Source organism: Metabacillus sp. YM-086 (genome assembly GCF_048059995.1).
In the GTDB taxonomy this organism is placed as follows: Bacteria; Bacillota; Bacilli; order Bacillales; family Bacillaceae; genus Metabacillus; species Metabacillus litoralis_B.
The window spans coordinates 1-568 of the sequence record NZ_JBLUOI010000191.1 but is presented as its reverse complement, the minus strand read 5'-3'; the positions used below and the strand labels follow the sequence as shown (position 1 = coordinate 568).

General features: G+C 36.6%; 1 protein-coding gene. It reads right to left on the bottom strand.

The features are described from left to right. A partial coding sequence (locus ACEWK1_RS27745) for a Mu transposase domain-containing protein (RefSeq protein WP_416636897.1) occupies nt 1-568 on the bottom strand: 568 nt, incomplete at both ends.

Sequence of the window (568 nt, the reverse complement as noted above, 5' to 3'; positions counted from 1 at the left end):
TACTGATTCGATGTTGAGCGATCAAATCCGTGTTATAATATACATGTATGTGATCGTCATAGACTTGTAAACCAACGGTTTTCCCTTTGTATTCAGCTGGTACTGAATACTGGTTTGATTTGTACGTAATCATGCTCGCAGGGTTAACCTTTACAAGCTTGTGTTTGATCTTATAAGAGTCTCTTATTTCTTTCCTTGGTAGGGGGAGTAAGTGACTCTTTTCTTGTTTTAAAGCAAGTATTGGAATCTTTCTATTTCCTTGATTAAAACTTTGATTATGGCGTTCACAAAGCTTTTGTACAAATTGGTGAAGTCCTTCGTAAGTGAATTTCCCCTGATAAGCATGAATCTCATCTAAGAGCTTCATAATACTCTCTACTTTCCCTTTTGTCCTTGGCCTTCCTGCAATACAAGGTTTGATTTCAAATCCACTATCACTGGCAAACTGTTCAAATCGTTCATTAACCACTCCTTTTGAATACTCTGTTCTATGTTCATCCATTACTGTTTTCATATTGTCCGTTAAAATGATCTTTGGTACTCCACCAATTGCTTCAAAGCACTCCAT